Genomic DNA, 18,697 nt, shown 5'->3' with positions numbered 1-18,697 from the left:
CTCAGAAGTGAAACGCCGTAGCGCCGATGGTAGTGTGGGGCCTCCCCATGCGAGAGTAGGGAACTGCCAGGCATCAAATAAGAGAGAGCCCTTCGCGTATGCGAAGGGCTTTTTTCGTTGTGGCTGCAGAAAATGGAGCAGCGCCTTTTCCGGTTATCAATAGTGATAGAAAAAGCCTAGTCGCCTCAGCCTGTGCTCCTGTGCTACCCAGCCCGGCCCGAACCCCCTTTACTGACCTTTATACGGGCCATAAAAAACCCGGCACCAGGCCGGGTTGGAAACAACGAGCAGTAGTGCCGGTCAGTGAATAACCTGAGACAAGAACGCCCGGGTCCGCTCCGATTTAGGATTCGCAAAGAACTCCTGCGGCGGAGCCATTTCAACGATCTCACCGCGATCCATAAAGATCACACGGTCTGCAACGGTGCGGGCAAAGCCCATCTCATGCGTCACGCACAGCATGGTCATCCCATCCTCTGCCAGACCAATCATGGTATCCAGTACCTCTTTTACCATCTCCGGATCCAGCGCCGAGGTTGGCTCATCAAACAGCATAATTTTTGGCTTCATGCAGAGTGAACGGGCAATAGCAACGCGCTGCTGCTGACCACCCGAAAGCTGACCGGGGAATTTATGGGCATGTTCCGCAATGCGCACGCGTTGCAGATAGTGCATGGCCAGCTCATCGGCTTCTTTTTTAGGTATCTTTCTCACCCACGTCGGGGCCAGTGTGCAGTTCTGCAGGACCGTCAGATGCGGAAACAGATTAAAGTGCTGAAAGACCATTCCTACTTCGGTGCGCACGCGTTCAATGTTACGGATGTCATCGTTAAGGTGAATACCGTCAACAACAATACGTCCCTGCTGATGCTCTTCCAGATGGTTAATACAGCGGATCGTGGTCGATTTGCCGGAACCAGAAGGCCCGCAAAGCACAATGCGTTCACGCGGCTTAACCTGCAGGTTAATGTCTTTCAGTACATGGAATTGTCCGTACCATTTATTCACGTTCTCAAGCGAAATCATCAACGCGTCGGAAGAGTGTGTCATAGAGTCAGTCATGTAAAACCTCAGTGCGATGTACGCCCGGTGTGAAAGCGCTTTTCCAGATACTGGCTGTAGCGCGACATGCTAAAACAGAAGATCCAATAGACCAGTGCAGCGAAGACGTAGCCTTCGGTCGACATGCCCAGCCAGGTGGGGTCCACCGTGGCCTGCTGAACGCTGCTGAACAGATCGAAAAGACCGATGATGATGACCAGGCTGGTATCTTTAAACAGAGCGATGATGGTATTTACCAGCCCGGGGATGGTGAGTTTCAGTGCCTGTGGCAGGATCACCAGCATCTGGGTTTTCCAGTAACCCAGCGCCAGAGACTCAGCCGCTTCATACTGACCTTTCGGCAACGCCTGCAATCCCCCGCGTACCACTTCCGCTACATAGGCGGACTGAAACAGAATGACGCCAACCAGGGCGCGCACCAGCTTATCGATGGTGGTGCCTTCAGACATAAACAGTGGCAGCATCACCGACGACATAAACAGCACGGTAATCAGCGGCACGCCGCGCCAGAACTCAATAAAGATAACCGACAGCGTGCGCACCACAGGCATACGGGAGCGACGGCCAAGAGCCAGCAGAATCCCCAGCGGCAGTGCGCCCGCGATCCCAACCGATGCAATAATCAGCGTCAGCGTTAATCCACCCCACTGGCGTGTCTCAACGCGCTCCAGTCCCAGATAGCCGCCATACAGCAGAAACCAGACAATCACCGGATAGATGACGGCCCAGGCAGCAATATAGCGCCCGCGGAAGGGCAGGCTTTTCAGGAACATCGGCACAATCGACACCAGGCCAATGATCAGCGCCAGGTTGATACGCCAGCGCAACTCATGCGGATAGAGGCCATACATGAACTGACCGAAACGGGCATGGATAAAGACCCAGCAGGCGCCCTCTTTCGTACAATCGGCGCGGGTAGAGCCGATCCAGTTAGCCTGAAAGACCAGCCAGTTCAGCGCAGGCGGGATCACATGCCAGATTATCCAGATGCACAACAGCGTCAGTAACGTGTTAAACCAGCTGGAAAAGAGATTTTTACGCGCCCAAAGCCAGGCGCGACTGACCGGCGTCGTCGGGACGGGGGTCGTTTCATGCGTAGTTACAGACATAGTCATCCCGTTCTCTTAACGCTCAACCAGCGCAATTTTGCGGTTGTAGACATTCATAAGCAGTGATATCAGCAGGCTGATGATCAGGTACACGCCCATCGTGATAGCAATCGTTTCGATGGCCTGGCCGGTCTGGTTCAGGACCGAGCCGGCAAACAGCGACACCATATCGGGATATCCGATAGCCGCGGCCAGTGAGGAGTTCTTCACGATGTTCAGGTACTGACTGGTCAGCGGAGGAATAATCACGCGCATCGCCTGAGGAATGATCACCTGACGCAGCGTCACCGGATTCGGCAGACCCAGCGAACGTGCGGCTTCGTGCTGACCGTGCGGTACCGACTGGATCCCGGAACGAATCACTTCCGCAATAAACGACGAGGTATAGATCGACAGAGCCAGCGTCAGTGCCGCCAGCTCCGGTATCATTACCGAGCCACCACGGAAATTGAATCCGCGCAGCTGCGGCACATCCCAGTGCGTTGCGGCGCCAAACCCAAGATGCGCCAGAACCGGAAAAAGAATCAGCATCGCAACGGCGGCAGGCCAGGTGCGACGTAACTCGCCGGTTTTCAGCTGATGCTGACGGTTGAAGCGGTAGAGACCATAGCTGATGGCTACGGCCAGAAGCAGCGCGATAACAAACGGCCAGCTCCCCGGAGCATAGGTCGGCCACGGTACATAGAGCCCGCGATTACTGACATAGGCCAGGTCAAACGCATTCAGCGCCTGTCGTGGGCCAGGCAGATTGCGCAATACCGCAAAGTACCAGAAGAAGATCTGCAGTAGTGGCGGGATATTACGGAAGGTTTCGATATAGATGGTCGAGAGTTTCCGCAGCAGCCAGTTGTCAGAAAGGCGGGATAATCCCACCGCGAATCCGAGAATGGAGGCGAAAACGATACAGAGTGCCGAGACCAGCAGTGTGTTGGTTAAGCCAACCAGAAACACGCGCGCGTAGGTATCGTCCTCGGTGTACTCAATCAGATGCTGAACGATACCGAAACCGGCAGTGCGCTCGAGAAAGCCAAATCCTGATGTAATGCCGCGATTGGCAAGGTTGATAATGGTGTTATGCACCAGATAACCCACCACACCAAGCACTGCGATAACGGCAATGAACTGATAAATCCAGGCGCGAACCGTGGGATTACCAAATGAAAAATCCCTTTTCACGGTTGGGCGTTGTGACATGTTGAAACCTCAGTAACGAAAGCTGTGGCAGGGCACCGCAGAAGGCGGTGCCCGATTGGCGAGGTCTGTTAACGTACCGGCGGAGCGTACTGAATACCGCCCTGGTTCCACAGCGCGTTCTGACCGCGTGCGATCTTCAGAGCACTGTCTTTACCGACGTTACGATCAAAGCTTTCCTGATAGTTGCCCACCTGCTTGATGATGTTGTAGGCCCACTTATTATCCAGCTTCAGATCTTTACCAAAGTCACCCTCAGCACCCAGCAGATGCGCCATATCTGGCGTGGTCGGCTTGGCTGTCATCTGATCAACATTCTTCGAGTTGATACCCATCTCTTCCGCATTCAGCATAGCGAAGAGCGACCATTTCACGATGGTGAACCAGTCATCATCACCACGACGCACCAGCGGCCCCAGGGGTTCTTTGGAGATCACTTCTGGCAGCACAATAAATTCGTCTGGTTTGCCCAGCTTAATGCGCAGTGCGTAAAGCTGAGACTGGTCAGAAGCCAGGGTATCACAGCGGCCGCTGTCCAGCGCTTTGGCTGATTCATCTGAACGGTCGAAGGTGACCGGCGTGTACTGCATTTTGTTGGCTTTAAAGAAGTCCGCGACGTTCAGCTCGGTATCGGTGCCTGCCTGAATACAGACGGTCGCGCCATCCAGCTCTTTCGCACTTTTCAGGCCCGCTTTCTGGTGAGTCAGGAAGCCGATGCCGTCGTAGTAGTTCACGCCCGCAAACAGGAAGCCCATGCCGCCATCACGTGAGGAGGTCCAGGTGGTATTACGAGAAAGCACATCCACTTCGCCTGACTGCAGCGCGGTGAAACGCTCTTTCGCGGTCAGTGGGGTGTATTTCACTTTGGTTGCATCGCCAAACACAGCAGCAGCCGTTGCCCGACACACATCCACATCGATACCGGTGAACTTGCCGCTGGCATCCGCATAGGAGAAGCCCGGCAAGCCGTCACTGATCCCACATTGAACAAAACCTTTTTTCTTAATTGCATCCAGTGTGGCGCCGGCGTGTGCTTGCTGAGTAACGGCAACCAGCGAGGCGGCAGCGATCAGCGTAGAGAGCATCATCTTTTTCATAAAGCATCCTGTGTGGCGGGATCGTATTGTTATGTTTGCGCACTTTAGTGTGCGTTTTCCTGTCTGTGGCGGTCAGCCATTCACGACTCTGCAAAGCTGATGCCAGGTTTGCAGGAGCCTGAATTTGTATGAAAGAACGGTTAATAATCGGAAGCACTTAGAAAGTTCCGCTAATATGGCGCACCAAAAGGAAGCAAAGCGAGTCGACCCGATCACATTTAGTGCAAATAGTTTCACTATATGGAAGCAATGTGAGCCTTCGCGCAGGCAGGCATGTATGAAGGAGACACGTTACTTTTTTAATGCGCGGAAAGTCACACACCCGGAGCGGAAGGGCGCTGTCAGGGGGCAGGGCATTCAGGTCAGCCTGTAATCCCGGCTGGGAGGAGGAAAAAGAGAGGGCGAAATATCACGTCTGCGATTGCAACTATAGTTACCATATGAGAGGCAACTGTTTCATCCCTGAGGTCACCGCTTTGTGCCATACCGCACAAATAAAAACGCCAGCCCGAAGGCTGGCGTGATTAACAGACAGAACTCAGAATCAGTTCATGCCGTATTTTTTCAATTTCTTACGCAGCGTACCGCGGTTGATACCCATCATCAGGGCAGCGCGGGTCTGGTTGCCACGGGTATACTGCATCACCATGTCCAACAGAGGCTGCTCGACTTCAGCCAAAACCAGCTCATACAGGTCGCTCACATCCTGACCATTCAGTTGAGCAAAATAGTTCTTCAGTGCCTGTTTAACCGAATCACGCAAAGGTTTTTGAGTTACCTGATCCTGTGAGTTAACGGTAGAAACGGTCAGTACGTCAGAATTTACGCGTTGTTCGAACATAGTTCTTTCAGCTCTTTATTTCGTTACGCAAGATTTTCGAAGTATGCCTCCAACGCCTCCAGCTGTTCGCTGGCATCCTCAATGGCGTTGAATGTGCGCCGAAACTGGTCATTCGGGGCGTGCTCCTGCAGATACCAGGAGACGTGCTTTCGCGCTATACGGTATCCCTTGCCTGAACCGTAAAAGTCGTGCAGCTCACGTATATGCGAAACAAGCAAGCGCTTGACCTCTGCCAGTGGCAGCGGAGCAAGCAGCTCCCCAGTGTCCAGATAATGCTGGATTTCCCGGAAGATCCACGGTCTTCCCTGAGCAGCGCGTCCTATCATCAGAGCATCGGCCCCTGTATAGTCGAGCACCGCTCTGGCTTTATGCGGGTCAGTTATGTCTCCATTCGCGATAATCGGAATGGAAACACTCTGCTTAACTGTCCGAATGCTGTCATATTCAGCTTCTCCGTTGAACAGGCAGGCACGAGTGCGGCCATGTATCGTCAGAGCCTGTATACCGCAGCGTTCAGCCAATTGGGCAATCGCGACACAGTTCCTGTTTTCAGGATCCCAGCCAGTACGAATTTTCAGCGTAACCGGCACGTTCACTGCATTAACCACTGCGGAGAGAATGGACTCCACCACGGCGGGATATTGCAGTAAGGCTGACCCCGCCATTTTGCGGTTAACCTTCTTGGCAGGGCATCCCATATTAATGTCGATAACCTGTGCACCAGCCTCGACATTAATGCGTGCAGCTTGCGCCATTTCGCTGGGATCGCAACCGGCAATCTGCACGGCGCGAATGCCTGGCTCATCACTGTGAACCATGCGCAAACGAGATTTGTCACTGGCCCAGACTTCGGGGTTCGAAGACAACATCTCAGAAACTGCCATACCTGCGCCCATTTCGTGACACAGCGTCCTGAATGGCCTGTCGGTAATACCGGCCATAGGCGCCGCAATCAGTCGATTTCTCAGCTGGAGGTTTCCAATACGCATGAAGTCAGAATGGCCATACTGTGTCTGCAAGGCGGCGTATATTACGCATTTTTGCAGGAAGATGAAAGGCCAAACTTTGAACAATCAGCAAGAAAGATCAATGAAATCCGGGTGATGATCGGGTGTGTTTTTAATTACACTTTAATATCAATAATTTACTGATTTATGCTGAAATTGTGAACAAAAGTTTTTCCAGAAAAGTACGGCAATTCGCCAGATAAAAAACGTCACATGCCGTGATTAACGGTACAACTCTCCATGCCTGCCTGGAAAAGCCCGCAACTTACGCTGCGGGCTGGCTGATTGTGCTGTTTAGCCTCGATGTGCCGGCTAGCGGCATCGCCGTGAGCTACGGCGGAGGCGGACTTCAGGATTTGATGCCGGTAATCCGGCACCACTCCTCTTTCACCGCAACCGGGTCAAGCGTGAACTGACTTTCATAGGCTTCGCAGACACCTTCAGCCTGACTCTCCAGCACGCCTGACAGGCCGAGGTGACCGCCAGACTTAGGCAGCACGCTGATCAGCGGTGCCAGCTCACGCAGCGGACCGGCCAGGATGTTGGCGACCACCACATCCGCCTGCAGGTTTTCAGGCTGCTGGTGGGGGAGATAGAGCGACAGACGATCGGACACGCCGTTGCGCTCAGCGTTATCGCGGCTGGCCTGAATCGCCTGCGGATCGATATCAATACCGATTGCCTGAGCCGCGCCAAGCTTAAGCGCCGCGATCGCCAGGATCCCCGAACCACAGCCAAAATCGATCACCGTTTTGCCCGTCAGATCCAGCCCGTCAAGCCAGGTAAGGCAGAGGGAGGTTGTCGGATGCGTGCCGGTGCCAAACGCCAGGCCTGGATCGAGCAGGACGTTGACCGCGTCCGGATCCGGCACATCGCGCCAGCTCGGACAGATCCAGAGGCGCTCACCGAAGCGCATCGGATGGAAGTTCTCCATCCACTCGCGCTCCCAGTCTTTGTCTTCGATCTGCTCGATCCGGTGACGGAAATCGGCGCCTAACAGCGGATGCTGCGCCAGTTCGGCGGTAATCAGGCTCATATCGGTTTCAGCATCGAACAGGCCGATAACATCGGTGTCGCCCCACAGGCGGGTCTCACCCGGCAGCGGTTCATAAACCGGGGTATCGTGCGTATCCTGGAAGGTCACTGAAACTGCACCGATATCCATCAGGGCATCGCTCAGCGTTTCCGCGTGTTCACCTGAGCTGTTAATTTTGATTTGAATCCACGGCATAACGTTTCTCTTTCCGTCAATGTTGCGGCGCGTCGACCGGTTGCGGCGCGCGTCCAAACAGGTTGCCCACTAAAAATGCCAGCAGGCTAAGAAGCAGGGAGGGCACGATGGGGTGAAAGCCCAGAATCTGCAGTTTCAGGCTCGCCAGAAACGCATAGCAGCCACCACCCACCACCATGCCGGTGATGGCACCTGCGGCATTGGCGCGTTCCCAGTAGAGACCGAGAACCAGCGGCCAGAGGAAGACCGCTTCAAGACCACCAAAGGCCAGCAGGTTAAGCCAGATAATCATATCGGGAGGATTCCATGCCGCGATCAGCAGCAGGAGACCCAGGGCGAAAGTAATGGTGCCAGATAACAGTCGCAGCCGCGCCTCATTTTCCATCTGGTGCGGGGCGACCCGCAGATAGAGGTCTTTGATCAGCGTCGCCGACGCCTGAAGCAGCTGGGCATTAATCGTCGACATAATGGCAGCCATGGGCGCGGCCAGAAACAGTCCGGCCGCTAACGGCGGCAGCACGGTAATCATCAGGGTCGGAATGACGCTGTCCGGCACGGTCAGATTCGGCAGTACCGCCCGGCCAAGCGCACCGGCCAGATGCATGCCCAGCATCAGCACCACCACCACAATGGTGCCCAGAATGATCGCCCGATGGACAGCCTTACTGTCTCTGTAGGAGATACAGCGCACCGCCGTGTGCGGTAACCCGATAACACCAAAGCAGACCAGCACGATAAATGAGCTGAGGAAGGTTGGGGTGATAACCTCTCCCGGTCCCTGCGGTGAGAGCAGTGCGGGGTCGATGTCATGCAGTTTCTGAACCGCCGTGCTCAGGCCGCCCGCCTGATGAATCACCGCAAACAGCAGCAGGAAGGTGCCAATCAGCATCACAACGCCCTGCATGGCGTCATTAAGCACGCTGGCGCGGAAGCCGCCAAACGCGGTGTAGAGGGCGATCGTTCCACCAAAAATCAGCAGGCCGGTGTCATACGGGATACCGGCAGCGGTTTCGAGCAGCCGCGCACCGCCAATAAACTGTACCGTCATGGCGCCGATAAACGCGATCAGCAGGCTCAGACTCGCCAGCCAGATCAGCAGCGGGCTACGATAGCGCGCATAGAGCATGTCATTCAGCGTGACCGCATTGTGCTGACGCGCCAGGATGGCGAACTTTTTCCCCAGCACCCCCAGCGAAAGCCAGACAGCGGGTACCTGCACCATCGCCAGCAGCACCCAGCCCAGCCCATATTTATAGGCGGCACCGGGCCCGCCTATAAATGAGCTGGCGCTGATATAGGTCGTGGTGATGGTCATTGCCAGCACAAATCCGCCCATGGAGCGGCTGCCGAGGAAATATTCCGTCAGGAAACTGCCCTCACGCCGTTTGCGAACGGCAAATACCGACAGTGCGGCGATCAGCACCAGATAAATCAGCAGCGGCAGGATAATTTCACTGTTCATTTTTCTCCTCCAGCGGCATGTCGCGAAAAATCACCCGCACCATCAGCCAGCACAAAAAAATGAAGAACAGGGGGGCAAACAGGCAGGAGAGTTCAAACCAGCGCGGCAGACCGGTGATGCCGGTGTCATTACCACCCAGCCAGGCGGAAAGCCCCCAGACAGCGAGCCAGAGCAGGGTGAGATAGAGCGACCAGCGCGCCTCTTTATGTGCCTGTATAAAACGAGCATCCATGATTCAACCTTAACGCCCAGCGGCAAAAGAAAAAGGCCGGATTAACCGGCCTCTGACTGACTCAGCGTTGCAATTACTTCTCGTGCAAGCCGAGTTTTTTCTCCAGATAGTGGATGTTGGTTCCACCGTGCTGGAAATTCTCGTCGGACATGATTTTCATCTGCAGGTCGACGTTGGTCTTGATACCGTCGATGATCAGTTCCGCCAGGGCATTTTTCATGCGGGCAATCGCCACGTCACGCGTTTCGCCATAGGTGATCAGCTTGCCAATCATGGAGTCATAATAAGGCGGCACGGTGTAACCGGAGTAAATGTGCGACTCCCAGCGCACGCCAAAACCGCCTGGCGCGTGGAAGCGGGTGATTTTACCCGGACTTGGCAGGAAGGTTACCGGATCTTCGGCGTTGATACGGCACTCGACCGCGTGTCCGCGAATGATCACATCATCCTGTTTGATCGACAGTGGCTGACCAGCCGCAATGCGCAGCTGCTCTTTGATCAGATCGACACCGGTGATCATCTCGGTCACCGGATGTTCCACCTGAATACGGGTGTTCATCTCGATGAAGTAGAATTCACCGTTTTCATACAGGAACTCGAAGGTACCTGCGCCGCGATAGCCAATTTCGATACAGGCTTTGGCACAGCGGTTGCCGATAAAGCTGCGCAGTTCCGGCGTAATGCCTGGCGCTGGCGCCTCTTCGACTACTTTCTGGTGACGACGCTGCATGGAGCAGTCACGTTCGCCCAGATAGATGGCGTTGCCCTGACCATCGGCCAGTACCTGAATCTCGATGTGGCGAGGATTCTCCAGATACTTCTCCATGTAAACCATGTCGTTGTTGAAAGCCGCTTTGGCTTCCGCTTTCGTCATGTTGATGGATTGTTCCAGATCTTTGTCGCTGCGCACAACGCGCATACCACGACCGCCGCCGCCGCCGGATGCTTTGATGATGACCGGATAACCGATGCGCTGAGCAAAGGCACGGTTTTTTTCCATATCATCAGTCAGCGAACCGTCAGAGCCTGGGACGGTCGGGACGCCCGCTTTCTTCATCGCATTGATCGCAGAAACCTTGTCACCCATCAGGCGAATGGTGTCCGCTTTCGGACCGATAAAGATAAAGCCAGAACGTTCAACCTGCTCGGCAAAATCGGCATTCTCAGAAAGGAAGCCGTAGCCTGGGTGAATCGCCACTGCGCCGGTGATCTCTGCAGCAGAGATCAGCGCCGGGATATTGAGGTAACTTTTGACTGACTGCGCCGGGCCGATGCAGACGGTTTCGTCTGCCAGCAGCACGTGCTTCAGGTCACGGTCCGCGCTTGAGTGAACCGCAACAGTCTTGATGCCCAGTTCTTTACAGGCACGAAGAATGCGCAGCGCGATCTCACCGCGGTTAGCAATAACAATTTTATCCAGCATGATCTGCCCCGTTACTCGATGATAACCAGTGGCTCGTCAAATTCGACCGGCTGACCGCTTTCAACCAGAATGGCTTTCACCACGCCGGATTTGTCAGCTTCGATCTGGTTCATCATTTTCATGGCTTCGACGATGCACAGCGTATCGCCCGCGTTCACTTTCTGACCGACTTCCACAAAGGCTTTCGCATCCGGGCTCGGCGTGCGGTAGAAGGTGCCTACCATGGGTGAACGCACGATGTGACCGCTGATCTCAGCCGGTGCGGCTTCGGCAACGGCTGCAACAGGGGCCACAGCGGTGGCCAGCGCAGGCTGTTGTACCGGTGCAGCGTAAGCCTGCTGCATAACCGGGTAACCTGCGTTTGCAGGTGCGCGGCTGATGCGAACGGACTCTTCACCTTCAGAGATTTCCAGCTCAGAAATGCCAGACTCTTCAACCAGTTCGATCAGTTTTTTAATTTTACGAATATCCATGAGTGGGGTTCCGTACTCAGTTTGATTAATTAGTTTGAGACAGGCGTTTTACTGCCGTTTGTAAAGCCCATGTGTAGCCGTCAGCGCCAAGCCCGCAAATCACGCCAGCAGAGACATCAGAAAGATAGGAGTGATGACGGAAGGGCTCGCGTGCATGCACATTGGAGAGATGAACCTCGATAAACGGTATTTCTACCGCTAACAGGGCATCACGCAGTGCGACACTGGTATGGGTAAACGCGGCAGGATTAATGATGATGTAATCCACATTGCCTTTGGCCTCATGAATGCGATCAATAAGCTGAAATTCAGCGTTGGTTTGCAGGTGGCTCAACTCCACATTCAGCTGGTCTGCCTGATGCGTTAAATCGTCAACGATCTGACGCAGCGTGGTATGACCATACTTCTCAGGTTCACGCGTTCCCAACAGGTTCAGGTTGGGTCCGTTTAAAAGCAGAATATGTAATTTATGCGCCATCTTGCTGCCATCTCCCGCAATCATTGAGGCATCGCGTAAAATACCTTGCGAATCTCCATTTGTCACCTTTCACGGTGAAAAAGAAGACCCGACGAGCAATAAAGCCGGGCATTATATCCGTTTCGTGTCATTTCGCAGCAAAATACTGGTCTTATCTGCGAAGATGATCGGATGTGGCCTGCGGGCCACATCTTTTATCAGAAAACAGCAGCGGAAAACAACGGGTGAGAGCCTAGCGGGGCCACCATTTGAGAAACTTTTTGTAACGCCAGGCTAACAGTATCGCAGCAAGCAGGGCGTAGATAAGTGGCTGGGGTGACAGGATTTTTACCGACCAGATATAGTGAACCGGCACCAGGATCGCGACAAGATAGACCGCGTTGTGCAGGGTTTGCCAGCGTTTTCCCAGCCTGCGCTGCGCGCGCTGAAACGAGGTCACCGCCAGGGCCAGCAGGATAAACCAGCTGATGATGCCCAGCGTGAGATAGGGACGGGAGATCAGCTCGCTGCCCAGCAGACGCAGATTGTCCGCACCCAGCTCCAGCAGGTAATAGCTCAGCAGATGAAGTGAGGCCCAGACAAATGTCCAGACGCCCAGCAGGCGGCGGGTGCGGATTAACAGCGGCTGCCTGCCGTAACGCGCTAGCGGTGAGACCAGCAGCGTTCCCAGCAGCAGTTTCAGCGCCATTCGTCCGGTAAAATGCTGAATATCTTTCGCCGGATCGGCACTCAGCCCCCCCTGCATCGCGGCAAAAATCAGATAAACCAGCGGCAGCAGGGCCGCCAGATGCAGGATCACCTTTAAACCGGTTATCTGTTTTAACGACAGGCGCACCACCTAGTAGTTCTCCCGTAAATCCAGACCGCGATAGAGCGAGGCGACCTGCTCGCCATAGCCATTAAACAGCAGGGTCGGCTGACGCTCGACCTTCAGGCTGCCGCCAGGGCCGATAAAACGCTCGGTGGCCTGCGACCAGCGCGGATGATTAACGTGGGGATTCACGTTGGCGTAAAAACCATACTCATCTGCGGCAATCTGGTTCCAGGTGGTCGGCGGCTGATTGCTGGTCAGCGTGATTTTTACGATCGATTTGATCCCTTTAAAGCCATATTTCCACGGCACCGTCAGGCGAATCGGTGCGCCATTCTGCGGGGGCAGCGCTTTGCCATAGACGCCGGTCGTCAGTATCGTCAGTGGATGCATCGCCTCATCCAGACGCAAACCTTCGACATAGGGATAGTTGAGACCACCGCCAATAAAGCGATCTTTCTGGCCCGGCATCTGCTCAGGATCGTAAAGCGTCTGAAAGGCGACGAAACGCGCTTTGCTGGTGGGTTCGGCCAGCGAAATCAGCTTGTTCAGTTCGAAGCCAATCCAGGGCACCACCATCGACCAGGCCTCCACGCAGCGCATGCGATAGATCCGCTGCTCCATGGCGAACCGTTTAAAGATGTCATCCATATCCAGGGTCAAGGGCTTCGCCACTTCCCCATCGATGGTCAGCTTCCAGGGCTCGGTTTTCAGCGTGCCGGCATTGGCGGCCGGATCGGCCTTATCCAGGCCAAACTCATAGAAGTTGTTATAGCCGGAGACCTTATCCGCCGGGGTCAGGGTCAGATCGGCCTGATACTGCGCCGGTTTAGTAAAGTCCAGCGGGCGGCCTGCCGGCGCTGGCGGGCGATCGTTTCCCTTAAACCAGCTGAGAATGTCGGCGTTTGCCACGCCAGGCACGCCGATGGCCGCGGCGCTCAGCCCCAGCGTTTTCAGCACCTGGCGGCGCTTCATATTAAAGATGCTTTCCGGCGTAACGTCGGCTTCAGTCAGGCAGGGTGTACGTTTCATGGGCCTTCTCCAGACAGATTCTTATCGACCAGCATGATGACTATCGCTGATGTCGGCCACTTTCGCTGCGAAAATGTGAAATTTCCTGGCTGGGCGGGGCGATGAGAATGCACTGAAAAGTGCCGGGGTTCACGTCAGCGAGACAATCCCGACGATATACTTCGGCTTCTGGCGTCCGGGCACTGCCGTCAGCGGTAAATTATGCTATTTTGCTCGCGTTTTCGTCAGGCTGACGGTACAAGGTTGGGTGATCCGGTTATCACCGCAGTAATACAGGCACAGGGATGCGATTAACCACAAAATTATCTGCGTTTATTACCTTTCTTAGCCTGCTGGCCATGTCACTGATGCTGGCTGGCTGCGCATTCAGTTTTTTCTGGTTCAGTCATCAGCGCGTGGAACATCGGGCACAGATCCTGGCGGTCCAGGTGGATCAGGCGATGCTCACCCAGACCCCGGATCAGCTGCATACCTGGCTCACTTCGATCATGCCAATCATGAATGCGGAGCAGATTTTACTGCACAACGGCAGGCAGACGCTCCTGACGCTCTCCCGCCATGAAAACCCGATGCTGGAAGATGAACCCAACCGCTTTATCCAGTTCGAGGTGCCGCTGATGCATCAGACCGGCTTACAGCTGCGGGTTGTCACCCTCGATCCTGCCAAAACCTGGCTACGCTCCATCACCGGCACCTCGACGCTGGGCATTCTGTTTACCATCATACTGGTCATGAGTCTGATGCTGCTGATGATGCATCGCTGGCTCAGCCGTCAGTGGCGTGGCATGGAGCATCTCGAAGTGCGGGCCGAGGCGATTATCAACGGCGAACGCGGCGTCATGCCGAAGCGCGGCGTGGATGAGTGGCCGCCCAGGGCGAGCCGCGCGCTGGATCTGTTGCTGGTGGATGTGCAGGAAGCCGCCGAACAGCGCGTGCGTATCGACACGCTAATCCGCACCTTTGCCGCCCAGGATGGCCGGACCGGCCTCAACAACCGACTCTTTTTCGACAATCAGCTGGCGACGCTGCTGGAAGATCAGGAAGATGTGGGCACCCACGGCGTGGTGATGATGGTGCGGCTGCCCGATCTGGATACCCTGCAGGAAACACTGGAGCCCGCGCTGGTCGACGAGTACCTCTTTAACTTCGTCAACATGCTCTCTACCTTTGTGCTGCGCTACCCAGGGGCGCTGCTGGCGCGCTATTTCCGCAGTGATTTTGCCGTGCTGCTGCCGCATCGCAGCCTTAAAGAGGCGAACAGCATTGCCGACCAGCTGATCAACGCGGTGGATTCACTGCCGCCGATGCGTCAGGTGAACCGTGATGATTTGATTCACATCGGCATCAGCGCGTGGCACAGCGGGCAGACCGTGCCGCAGGTGATGGAGAATGCCGAAATGGCCACCCGCCGCGCGGCGTTACTGGGCGGCAACAACTGGACCAACGGTGCAGGCAATCCGCAGGACGCCGGGCGGGGGAGTGTACGCTGGCGTACCCTGCTGGAGAATACGCTCAGCCGGGGTGGTCCGCGGCTCTATCACAAACCTGCCGTCAATATTGAAGGCAAGGTGCAGCACCGGGTGATGCTGACCCGCATCTTCGATGGCGACAAAGAGGTGCTGGCCGCCGAATATATGCCGCTGGTGCAGCAGCTGGGTATGGCGGATGCCTGGGATCGCCAGCTGATGACCCGCATTGCGGCCCTGTCTGAACTCTGGCCGGAAGAGACCCTGGTCATCCCGCTGACGATGTCCTCACTCCTGCAACGACCCTTTGTGCTCTGGCTGCAGAACATGCTGCTGCAGTGCCCGAAAGGACAAAGAAAACGATTTTTATTTGAACTTGCCGAGGCAGATGTCTGTCAACACATCAACCGCTTAACACCAGTATTCCGTGCGCTTAAGGCGTTTGGTTGTCGGGTGGCGGTGAATCAGGCCGGTTTAACCGTGGTGAGCAGCGCCTATATCCGGCAGCTGCCGCTGGAGCTGATCAAGCTCGATGCCGGCCTGGTGCGCAACATTGAGCGGCGCACTGAAAATCAGCTGTTTGTGCAGAGTCTGCTGGAAGTCTGTAAATCCACCGGCATTCAGGTGTTTGCCACCGGTGTTCGCACCCGATCGGAGTGGCAAACATTAGTGTCGCTGGGTATAGCAGGCGGGCAGGGTGACTTTTTTGCCCCTTCGCTTCCGGTTAACAGTAACGTGAAGAAGTATTCCCAACGTTACCGTATTTGATGAATTGTCGTCCTGATGACGGCAATTAGCGCTTTTTTGTCATGTTAAGTCTCGTCTGAGCCCACAACCCGACTGCCGGAAATGTTAAATTTTATGTCGGGAATGGAAAGGCGAAAGGCGGAGAAAAGCAGGAGTGGTGGCGTCTGGTCGCCATTCTGCCGATTTCTGTTACGGGTTCAGATGACTTAAACGCAATCAGGCCTCTTTTTTCACCGAAGCAGAACGTTTTTGCGCCTTGTGGCAGCTTCGTGTGGTTGGTAAAGTAAGCGGATTTTATTTTCCGCCCCCAGCTTGCAGGATTATCCCTTAGTATGTTTAAAAAATTTCGTGGCATGTTTTCCAATGACTTGTCCATTGACCTGGGTACCGCGAATACCCTGATTTACGTAAAAGGACAGGGCATCGTGCTGAACGAGCCTTCCGTGGTCGCTATTCGCCAGGATCGTGCCGGTTCGCCGAAAAGTGTCGCGGCCGTAGGTCATGACGCCAAACAGATGCTCGGCCGTACGCCAGGCAATATCGCCGCTATTCGTCCGATGAAAGATGGCGTTATCGCTGACTTTTTCGTTACCGAAAAGATGCTGCAGCACTTCATCAAGCAGGTTCACAGCAACAGCTTTATGCGTCCCAGCCCACGCGTGCTGGTCTGCGTTCCCGTCGGTGCCACCCAGGTAGAACGTCGTGCGATTCGTGAATCCGCTCAGGGCGCAGGCGCGCGTGAAGTCTTCCTGATTGAAGAGCCTATGGCTGCCGCAATCGGTGCAGGCCTGCCTGTTTCCGAAGCGACCGGTTCAATGGTAGTCGATATTGGTGGCGGTACCACCGAAGTGGCGGTGATCTCACTGAACGGCGTGGTTTACTCCTCCTCTGTCCGTATTGGTGGTGATCGCTTCGATGAAGCTATTATTAATTATGTGCGTCGTAACTACGGTTCACTGATTGGTGAAGCGACGGCAGAACGTATTAAGCATGAGATCGGTTCAGCTTATCCGGGCGATGAAGTCCGCGAAATTGAAGTGCGTGGCCGTAACCTGGCAGAAGGTGTACCGCGTGGCTTCACGCTGAACTCCAACGAAATTCTTGAAGCGCTGCAGGAGCCGTTAACCGGTATCGTTAGCGCGGTGATGGTTGCCCTTGAGCAGTGTCCGCCTGAGCTGGCCTCGGATATCTCCGAGCGCGGCATGGTGCTGACCGGTGGTGGTGCGTTACTGCGCAACCTGGATCGCCTGCTGATGGAAGAGACGGGCATTCCGGTTGTGGTTGCTGAAGATCCACTGACCTGTGTGGCACGCGGTGGCGGCAAGGCGCTGGAAATGATCGACATGCACGGCGGCGATTTGTTCAGCGAAGAATAATTGCCTCAACCGGTTAAGAACGCAACGATCATGCAGGGGAGTAGCATGTGAACCGGCGAAATCTGGCCGGTACAGTGCGTTCAGCCCAGGGAAGCGCGGTGGTCAGCCGCCGCTTCCTTACCCGTTGTCGAGGATCACGCAGATTATATGAAGCCGATTTTTAGCAGGGGGCCTTCCCTGCAGTTGCGTCTTTTCCTGGCGGTTGTCGTGGCGATTGCCATCATTATCGCCGACAGTCGTGTGGGGTCTTTTACCCAAATACGCAACTATCTGGATACGTCGGTCAGTCCGTTTTACTTCCTGGCGAATGGGCCACGTCAGCTGCTGGACGGCGTCTCAGAGTCGCTGGCATCCCGTCAGCAACTGGAGCAGGAAAACAAAGCGTTACGTCGTGAGCTCTTCCTGAAAAACAGTAACCTGCTAATGCTGGGGCAATATAAGCAGGAAAACGCACGCCTGCGTGAACTGCTGGGTTCACCGCTGCGTCAGGATGAGCAAAAGATGGTGACGCAGGTGATCTCTACCGGCACCGACCCTTACACCGACCAGGTGGTGATCGACAAAGGCAGCGTAAACGGTGTCTACGAAGGTCAGCCGGTCATCAGTGATAAGGGCGTGGTGGGGCAGGTCATCGCCGTCGGGCAGTTGACCAGCCGCGTTCTGCTGATCTGCGATGCGTCCCATGCGCTGCCGATTCAGGTGCTGCGGAATGATATCCGTGTGATCGCCGCCGGTAACGGCTGCACTGAAGATCTTCAGCTTGAGCATCTGCCGGGCAACACAGACATTCGCGTCGGTGATGTGCTGGTCACCTCCGGCATCGGGGGACGTTTCCCTGAAGGTTATCCGGTGGGTGTGGTCTCCTCTGTTAAAGTGGATACCCAGCGCGCTTACACGGTGATTCAGGCGCATCCGACTGCCGGTCTGCAGCGTCTGCGTTATCTGCTGTTGCTGTGGGGAGCGGATCGCAATGGCGATATGCCGTTACCGCAGGATGAAGTGCATCGCGTCGCGAACGAGCGTCTGATGCAGATGATGCCGCAGGTCTTACCGCCTGCCGGGGAGATGGGTCCGCCTGCGCCTTCTGCACAGATGGGACCGCCGGCCCCTTCTGGTAGCAGCAGCGGACAGAGCAGCAGCACCACGCGTTCACGCGGGGGCCAGCCTTGAGTCGATATCGTAGCCAGGGACGTTGGGTCATCTGGCTCTCTTTCCTGGTTGCGCTGATCCTGCAGATCATGCCGTGGCCGGATGAGATCTACATGTTCCGCCCCTCATGGCTGCTGCTGATTCTGATCTACTGGGTGCTCGCATTGCCGCACCGGGTCAATGTCGGCACCGGATTTATGCTCGGTGCCATCATGGATCTGATCGCCGGGTCCACACTCGGCGTGCGTGCCCTGGCGCTCAGCATCATCGCCTACCTTATCGCCTTTAAGTTCCAGTTATTCCGCAACTTAGCGTTGTGGCAGCAAGCGTTAATGGTTATGGTGCTGTCACTGGCGATGGATGTCATCGTCTTCTGGGCTGAATTCCTGGTAATCAACGTTTCATTCCGACCTGAAATTTTCTGGAGCAGTGTTGTCGACGGTATTCTCTGGCCCTGGCTATTCTTGTTAATGAGAAAAATTCGTCGTCAGTTCGCTGTTCAATAAGGAA

Annotated in this window: 18 protein-coding genes; 4 read left to right on the top strand and 14 right to left on the bottom strand. The window is 55.3% G+C overall.

Annotation, left to right across the window (positions count from 1 at the left end; all coding sequences use genetic code 11):
- Nucleotides 1–300: 300 nt before the first annotated feature.
- The 14 genes from HFD92_RS20845 to msrP all read right to left on the bottom strand — a co-directional run bounded on the left by HFD92_RS20845 (nt 301) and on the right by msrP (nt 13,449).
- Nucleotides 301–1,062, bottom strand: a complete 762-nt coding sequence (locus HFD92_RS20845; protein WP_009087542.1) for an amino acid ABC transporter ATP-binding protein — start codon at nt 1,060–1,062, stop codon at nt 301–303.
- 8 nt (nt 1,063–1,070) lie between these two features.
- Complete coding sequence (locus HFD92_RS20840; protein ID WP_009087540.1) at nt 1,071–2,171, bottom strand: amino acid ABC transporter permease; 1,101 nt, start codon at nt 2,169–2,171, stop codon at nt 1,071–1,073.
- A 15-nt stretch (nt 2,172–2,186) separates the two neighbouring features.
- Complete coding sequence (locus HFD92_RS20835) at nt 2,187–3,365, bottom strand: amino acid ABC transporter permease (RefSeq protein ID WP_046102627.1); 1,179 nt, start codon at nt 3,363–3,365, stop codon at nt 2,187–2,189.
- 68 nt (nt 3,366–3,433) lie between these two features.
- On the bottom strand, nt 3,434–4,459 hold the full coding sequence (locus tag HFD92_RS20830; RefSeq protein ID WP_009087536.1) for an amino acid ABC transporter substrate-binding protein: 1,026 nt from the start codon (nt 4,457–4,459) through the stop codon (nt 3,434–3,436).
- 544 nt (nt 4,460–5,003) lie between these two features.
- Nucleotides 5,004–5,300, bottom strand: a complete 297-nt coding sequence (fis, locus tag HFD92_RS20825) for a DNA-binding transcriptional regulator Fis (RefSeq protein ID WP_003855228.1) — start codon at nt 5,298–5,300, stop codon at nt 5,004–5,006.
- A 23-nt stretch (nt 5,301–5,323) separates the two neighbouring features.
- Nucleotides 5,324–6,289: a tRNA dihydrouridine synthase DusB gene (gene dusB / locus HFD92_RS20820; protein ID WP_009087532.1), complete on the bottom strand. Its 966-nt coding sequence runs from the start codon at nt 6,287–6,289 to the stop codon at nt 5,324–5,326.
- A gap of 367 nt (nt 6,290–6,656) precedes the next feature.
- Nucleotides 6,657–7,538 carry a 50S ribosomal protein L11 methyltransferase gene (gene prmA, locus HFD92_RS20815; RefSeq protein WP_167429633.1) on the bottom strand — a complete coding sequence of 294 codons (882 nt, stop codon included), beginning with the start codon at nt 7,536–7,538 and terminating at the stop codon, nt 6,657–6,659.
- Nucleotides 7,539–7,554: 16 nt separating this feature from the next.
- The gene (gene panF / locus HFD92_RS20810) at nt 7,555–9,000 is read right to left on the bottom strand and encodes a sodium/pantothenate symporter (protein ID WP_046102624.1); all 1,446 of its coding nucleotides are present in this window, start codon (nt 8,998–9,000) and stop codon (nt 7,555–7,557) included.
- Nucleotides 8,990–9,232, bottom strand: a complete 243-nt coding sequence (locus HFD92_RS20805) for a YhdT family protein (protein ID WP_009087527.1) — start codon at nt 9,230–9,232, stop codon at nt 8,990–8,992. Before HFD92_RS20805 ends, panF begins: the two co-directional genes overlap by 11 nt.
- Nucleotides 9,233–9,305: 73 nt before the next feature.
- Nucleotides 9,306–10,655 (bottom strand): acetyl-CoA carboxylase biotin carboxylase subunit, encoded by a 1,350-nt coding sequence (gene accC / locus HFD92_RS20800; protein ID WP_009087525.1) that lies wholly within the window; start codon nt 10,653–10,655, stop codon nt 9,306–9,308.
- 11 nt (nt 10,656–10,666) lie between these two features.
- A complete protein-coding gene (gene accB / locus HFD92_RS20795; protein WP_009087523.1) occupies nt 10,667–11,128 on the bottom strand; it encodes an acetyl-CoA carboxylase biotin carboxyl carrier protein in 462 nt (153 codons plus the stop codon).
- 25 nt (nt 11,129–11,153) lie between these two features.
- Nucleotides 11,154–11,606 (bottom strand): type II 3-dehydroquinate dehydratase, encoded by a 453-nt coding sequence (aroQ, locus tag HFD92_RS20790; RefSeq protein WP_009087521.1) that lies wholly within the window; start codon nt 11,604–11,606, stop codon nt 11,154–11,156.
- 232 nt (nt 11,607–11,838) lie between these two features.
- The gene (msrQ, locus tag HFD92_RS20785; protein ID WP_046102638.1) at nt 11,839–12,441 is read right to left on the bottom strand and encodes a protein-methionine-sulfoxide reductase heme-binding subunit MsrQ; all 603 of its coding nucleotides are present in this window, start codon (nt 12,439–12,441) and stop codon (nt 11,839–11,841) included.
- 3 nt (nt 12,442–12,444) lie between these two features.
- Nucleotides 12,445–13,449, bottom strand: coding sequence for a protein-methionine-sulfoxide reductase catalytic subunit MsrP (gene msrP / locus HFD92_RS20780; protein WP_167429632.1), 1,005 nt, complete (start codon nt 13,447–13,449; stop codon nt 12,445–12,447).
- Between the two features lie 284 nt (nt 13,450–13,733).
- Between msrP and csrD the strand changes: the two genes are divergently transcribed.
- The 4 genes from csrD to mreD all read left to right on the top strand — a co-directional run bounded on the left by csrD (nt 13,734) and on the right by mreD (nt 18,693).
- A complete protein-coding gene (gene csrD, locus HFD92_RS20775) occupies nt 13,734–15,683 on the top strand; it encodes an RNase E specificity factor CsrD (protein ID WP_058956523.1) in 1,950 nt (649 codons plus the stop codon).
- A 311-nt stretch (nt 15,684–15,994) separates the two neighbouring features.
- Nucleotides 15,995–17,038 (top strand): rod shape-determining protein MreB, encoded by a 1,044-nt coding sequence (gene mreB, locus HFD92_RS20770; protein ID WP_003855260.1) that lies wholly within the window; start codon nt 15,995–15,997, stop codon nt 17,036–17,038.
- A 147-nt stretch (nt 17,039–17,185) separates the two neighbouring features.
- The gene (mreC, locus tag HFD92_RS20765) at nt 17,186–18,208 is read left to right on the top strand and encodes a rod shape-determining protein MreC (RefSeq protein ID WP_009087515.1); all 1,023 of its coding nucleotides are present in this window, start codon (nt 17,186–17,188) and stop codon (nt 18,206–18,208) included.
- On the top strand, nt 18,205–18,693 hold the full coding sequence (gene mreD / locus HFD92_RS20760; RefSeq protein ID WP_009087513.1) for a rod shape-determining protein MreD: 489 nt from the start codon (nt 18,205–18,207) through the stop codon (nt 18,691–18,693). The genes mreC and mreD overlap by 4 nt, the downstream gene beginning before the upstream one ends.
- Nucleotides 18,694–18,697 lie beyond the last annotated feature (4 nt).

The sequence above is a fragment of the Pantoea sp. EKM101V genome (assembly GCF_011800325.1).
Classification (GTDB): Bacteria; Pseudomonadota; Gammaproteobacteria; order Enterobacterales; family Enterobacteriaceae; genus Pantoea; species Pantoea anthophila.
This window is presented reverse-complemented; position numbering and strand designations above follow the sequence as displayed.

Bases quoted from the DNA above. Each gene is read 5' to 3' on its own strand.
- prmA (WP_167429633.1), bottom strand. From the start codon at position 7,538: ATGCCGTGGATTCAAATCAAAATTAACAGCTCAGGTGAACACGCGGAA.
- csrD (WP_058956523.1), top strand. From the start codon at position 13,734: ATGCGATTAACCACAAAATTATCTGCGTTTATTACCTTTCTTAGCCTG.
- accC (WP_009087525.1), bottom strand. From the start codon at position 10,655: ATGCTGGATAAAATTGTTATTGCTAACCGCGGTGAGATCGCGCTGCGC.
- msrP (WP_167429632.1), bottom strand. From the start codon at position 13,449: ATGAAACGTACACCCTGCCTGACTGAAGCCGACGTTACGCCGGAAAGC.
- mreB (WP_003855260.1), top strand. From the start codon at position 15,995: ATGTTTAAAAAATTTCGTGGCATGTTTTCCAATGACTTGTCCATTGAC.
- HFD92_RS20840 (WP_009087540.1), bottom strand. From the start codon at position 2,171: ATGTCTGTAACTACGCATGAAACGACCCCCGTCCCGACGACGCCGGTC.
- panF (WP_046102624.1), bottom strand. From the start codon at position 9,000: ATGAACAGTGAAATTATCCTGCCGCTGCTGATTTATCTGGTGCTGATC.
- HFD92_RS20845 (WP_009087542.1), bottom strand. From the start codon at position 1,062: ATGACTGACTCTATGACACACTCTTCCGACGCGTTGATGATTTCGCTT.
- aroQ (WP_009087521.1), bottom strand. From the start codon at position 11,606: ATGGCGCATAAATTACATATTCTGCTTTTAAACGGACCCAACCTGAAC.
- fis (WP_003855228.1), bottom strand. From the start codon at position 5,300: ATGTTCGAACAACGCGTAAATTCTGACGTACTGACCGTTTCTACCGTT.
- HFD92_RS20830 (WP_009087536.1), bottom strand. From the start codon at position 4,459: ATGAAAAAGATGATGCTCTCTACGCTGATCGCTGCCGCCTCGCTGGTT.
- mreC (WP_009087515.1), top strand. From the start codon at position 17,186: ATGAAGCCGATTTTTAGCAGGGGGCCTTCCCTGCAGTTGCGTCTTTTC.
- dusB (WP_009087532.1), bottom strand. From the start codon at position 6,289: ATGCGTATTGGAAACCTCCAGCTGAGAAATCGACTGATTGCGGCGCCT.
- HFD92_RS20835 (WP_046102627.1), bottom strand. From the start codon at position 3,365: ATGTCACAACGCCCAACCGTGAAAAGGGATTTTTCATTTGGTAATCCC.
- accB (WP_009087523.1), bottom strand. From the start codon at position 11,128: ATGGATATTCGTAAAATTAAAAAACTGATCGAACTGGTTGAAGAGTCT.
- HFD92_RS20805 (WP_009087527.1), bottom strand. From the start codon at position 9,232: ATGGATGCTCGTTTTATACAGGCACATAAAGAGGCGCGCTGGTCGCTC.